Source organism: Pyxidicoccus fallax (assembly GCF_012933655.1).
GTDB lineage: Bacteria > Myxococcota > Myxococcia > Myxococcales > Myxococcaceae > Myxococcus > Myxococcus fallax.
In genome coordinates, this window is the sequence record NZ_JABBJJ010000619.1 from 1 (window position 1) to 3,278 (window position 3,278).

Annotated in this window: 4 protein-coding genes; 3 read left to right on the top strand and 1 reads right to left on the bottom strand. The window is 71.2% G+C overall.

All coding sequences use genetic code 11. The features are described 5' to 3' along the window. The first annotated feature begins 72 nt into the window (after positions 1–72). Genes atpD through HG543_RS52675 form a run of 3 tightly spaced genes read left to right on the top strand, consistent with a single transcriptional unit; the run spans position 73 to position 2,557 of the window. A complete protein-coding gene (gene atpD, locus HG543_RS52665; protein ID WP_169352524.1) occupies positions 73–1,518 on the top strand; it encodes a F0F1 ATP synthase subunit beta in 1,446 nt (481 codons plus the stop codon). 40 nt (positions 1,519–1,558) lie between these two features. After that, positions 1,559–2,125: a hypothetical protein gene (locus HG543_RS52670; protein WP_169352525.1), complete on the top strand. Its 567-nt coding sequence runs from the start codon at positions 1,559–1,561 to the stop codon at positions 2,123–2,125. A 21-nt stretch (positions 2,126–2,146) separates the two neighbouring features. Beyond that, the gene (locus HG543_RS52675; RefSeq protein ID WP_169352526.1) at positions 2,147–2,557 is read left to right on the top strand and encodes a F0F1 ATP synthase subunit epsilon; all 411 of its coding nucleotides are present in this window, start codon (positions 2,147–2,149) and stop codon (positions 2,555–2,557) included. 19 nt (positions 2,558–2,576) lie between these two features. Here HG543_RS52675 and HG543_RS52680 read toward each other — a convergent pair. Next, a partial coding sequence (locus tag HG543_RS52680) for an ArsR/SmtB family transcription factor (RefSeq protein WP_246357933.1) occupies positions 2,577–3,278 on the bottom strand: 702 nt, incomplete at its 5' end.

Sequence of the window (3,278 nt, forward strand, 5' to 3'; positions counted from 1 at the left end):
CCCTCCCACCCGGGCCGAATTTTGAATGGGCGCGGCGTCAATGCCGTTCCCCCCGCGAGGCAGACGAATTCCATGAGCGCTCAAGTTCCGACGGCAGGCAGAATCATCCAGGTCCTCGGCCCCGTGGTCGACGTGGAGTTCCCGCCCGGCGGCCTCCCCGAGGTCTACACGGCCCTGAAGGTCACCAACCCCAACCTCGGCGCCGAGCAGGACAACCTCGTGCTCGAGGTGGCGCAGCACCTGGGCGAGAACACGGTGCGCACCATCGCCATGGACTCCACCGAGGGTCTCGGCCGTGGCATGTCGGTGAAGAACACGGGCGCCCCCATCCAGGTGCCGGTGGGCAAGGCCACCCTGGGCCGCATCCTGAACGTCACCGGTGACCCGGTGGACGAGATGGGCCCGGTGAAGGCGCAGGAGTACTGGTCCATCCACCGTCCGCCCCCGCCCTTCACGGAGCAGGACGTGCGCGTGCAGATGTTCGAGACCGGCATCAAGGTCATCGACCTGCTCGCCCCCTACACCCGTGGCGGCAAGATTGGCCTGTTCGGCGGCGCCGGCGTGGGCAAGACGGTGCTCCTGCAGGAGCTCATCCGCAACGTGGCGGTGGAGCGCGGCGGCTTCTCCGTGTTCGCCGGCGTGGGCGAGCGCACCCGCGAGGGCAACGACCTGTACCACGAGATGCAGGACACCAAGGTCATCCAGACGGACAACCTGGAGGCCTCGCAGGCCGTTCTCGTGTACGGCCAGATGAACGAGCCGCCCGGCGCCCGCGCCCGCGTGGCCCTCTCCGCGCTGACCATGGCGGAGTACTTCCGCGACGTGGAGGGCCGTGACGTGCTCCTCTTCGTGGACAACATCTTCCGCTTCACCCAGGCCGGTTCCGAGGTGTCCGCCCTCCTGGGCCGCATCCCCAGCGCCGTGGGTTACCAGCCCACGCTGTCCACGGAGATGGGCGGCCTCCAGGAGCGCATCACCTCCACCACCAAGGGCTCCATCACCTCGGTGCAGGCCATCTACGTGCCCGCCGACGACCTGACGGACCCCGCGCCCGCCACGGCGTTCGCCCACCTCGACGCGACGACGGTGCTCAACCGCTCCATCGCCGAGCTGGCCATCTTCCCGGCCGTGGACCCGCTGGACTCCACCAGCCGCATCCTGGACCCGGGCGTCATCGGCCAGGAGCACTACGCGGTGGCCCGCAAGGTCCAGGGCGTGCTCCAGCGCTACAAGGAGCTGCAGGACATCATCGCCATCCTCGGCATGGATGAGCTGTCCGAGGAGGACAAGCTGGTGGTGGCCCGCGCCCGCAAGATCCAGCGCTTCCTGTCGCAGCCCTTCTTCGTGGCCAAGGTCTTCACGGGCAAGGACGGCCGCTACGTGAAGCTCCAGGACACCATCCAGGGCTTCAAGGAGATCGTCGAGGGCAAGCACGACGACATCCCCGAGGGCGCCTTCTACATGACGGGCTCCATCGACGAGGTCGTCGAGAACGCCAAGAAGATGGCGGCCGCTTAAGGTCGCCGTCGTCCCACCCTCGGTCCTCCCAGAGGTGACCATGCGTCGCCCCGCGCTTGCCCTGGCCCTGTTGCTCCTGGCGTTCCCCGCCCTGGCGGAGAAGCGCGAGGGGCGGGCCCGGGTGAGCGCGAACGGCCTCTACAGCGTGCGCCTCGTGGAGGAAGCTCCGGGCAAGTGCCGGCTGGAGGTGTCGAAGGAGAGCGGTCCCGCCTGGTCGCTGCCTCAGTGCCTGGGCAACGTGGACGACTTCTTCTTCGTCTCCAACGACGGCGAGCGCGTCTGGGTGCTGTGGCCGCTGGTGGAGAAGGGCAAGGCGCCGCCGCCGGCCCCGCGCAAGAAGGGCCAGAAGCGCAAGCCCAAGGGGCCGCCGGCCTGGGCCAACGTGGTGGTGGCGGCGCAGTACGATAAGCAGGGCAACCGGCTCCTGGAGAAGCGGCTGACGGAGCTGCTCTCCACGCGGCAGCTCTCCGAGGTGCGCCAGCTCACCCACCACTTCAAGTGGCTGGAGGGCACGCTCGGCATCCCCGGCAAGGGGCCCCGGCTGACGGACGCCGGGGTGGTGGAGTTCGAGCCGGTGGGCGGAAGCACCCACAAGCTCACGTTCTGATGCGGTAGTTCGAGGAGTGTCATGGCCAAGCTGACCGTGGAGATTGTCACCCCTGAGAAGCGCATCCTGTCGGTGCAGGCCGACGAGGCCGTCGTCCCCGGCGGCCGGGGCCTGTTCGGCGTGCGGCCGGGGCACACCCCGTTCCTGTCGCTGATGGAGCCGGGCCCGCTGACGCTGATTGATGGCGGCCGGCGCGAGTCCTACTTCGTCGCGGGCGGCTTCGTGGAGGTGGGCAATGACAAGGTGCTGGTGCTCGCCGACGCGGCCGAGCCCGTGGCCGGCATCGACGTGGAGAGCGCCCGCCGCCGCATGACGGAGGCGCAGGAGCGCCTCAAGGGGCTGTCCGCCGAGGACGCCCGCTTCGAGCTGGAGCAGGCCACGGTGCGCCGCGAGGCCGCGCGCATCGGCGCCGCCGGCATGGGCCGCGGCTAGTCCTCCGGCCTGCTTCGCCTCACGGCCAGCACAGCCCCAGCTCCCGGTCGAAGCCGCGCTGGCCTTCCACGGTGAGCCGCACCCCGCGGCCCTCCGTCCGGCGCGCAATCCAGCGCAGCGCGAACAGGCGTTCCGCCAGCGCGGCGCCCAGGGCCCCGCCCACGTGGGGCCGGCGCTCGCTCCAGTCCAGGCAGCGGCGCGCGAAGGCCCGGCGCCCCCGTGAGAGGGGGCCCGCCTCCACGCCCAGCCGTGCCAGGAAGTGCTCCCCCGCAGGGGTGAGCGCCCACGTCTCCTCGGACGCCTCCAGGTAGCCGCGCCGCTCCAGCGCGTCCGCCAGGTCCACGCCGAGCCGTCCCGCCAGGTGGTCGTAGCACGTGCGCGCGAAGCGCAGCGGCGGCGGCACCTTCACCTCGGGCGCGGGGCGCGTGGGCGCCAGCAGGCTCAGCGCCTCCAGCGCCCGCGCCACGTCCGGCCCCGCCAGGCGGTAGTAGCGGTGGCGGCCCTGCGCCTCCACCCGCACCAGTCCACCCTCGAGCAACTTCGACAGGTGGCCACTCACCGTCTGCGGGGTGAGGCCCACGTCACGCGCCAGCTCGCCCGCGGTACGTGCCGGGCCCTCCAGCAGGCGCGACAGCATGCCCGCGCGGGCGGGCTCGCCAATGAGGTGCGCGATGAGGGCGAGGTCGAGCGGGTGGGCCATGGCGGGAGCGTGGGGGAGGTG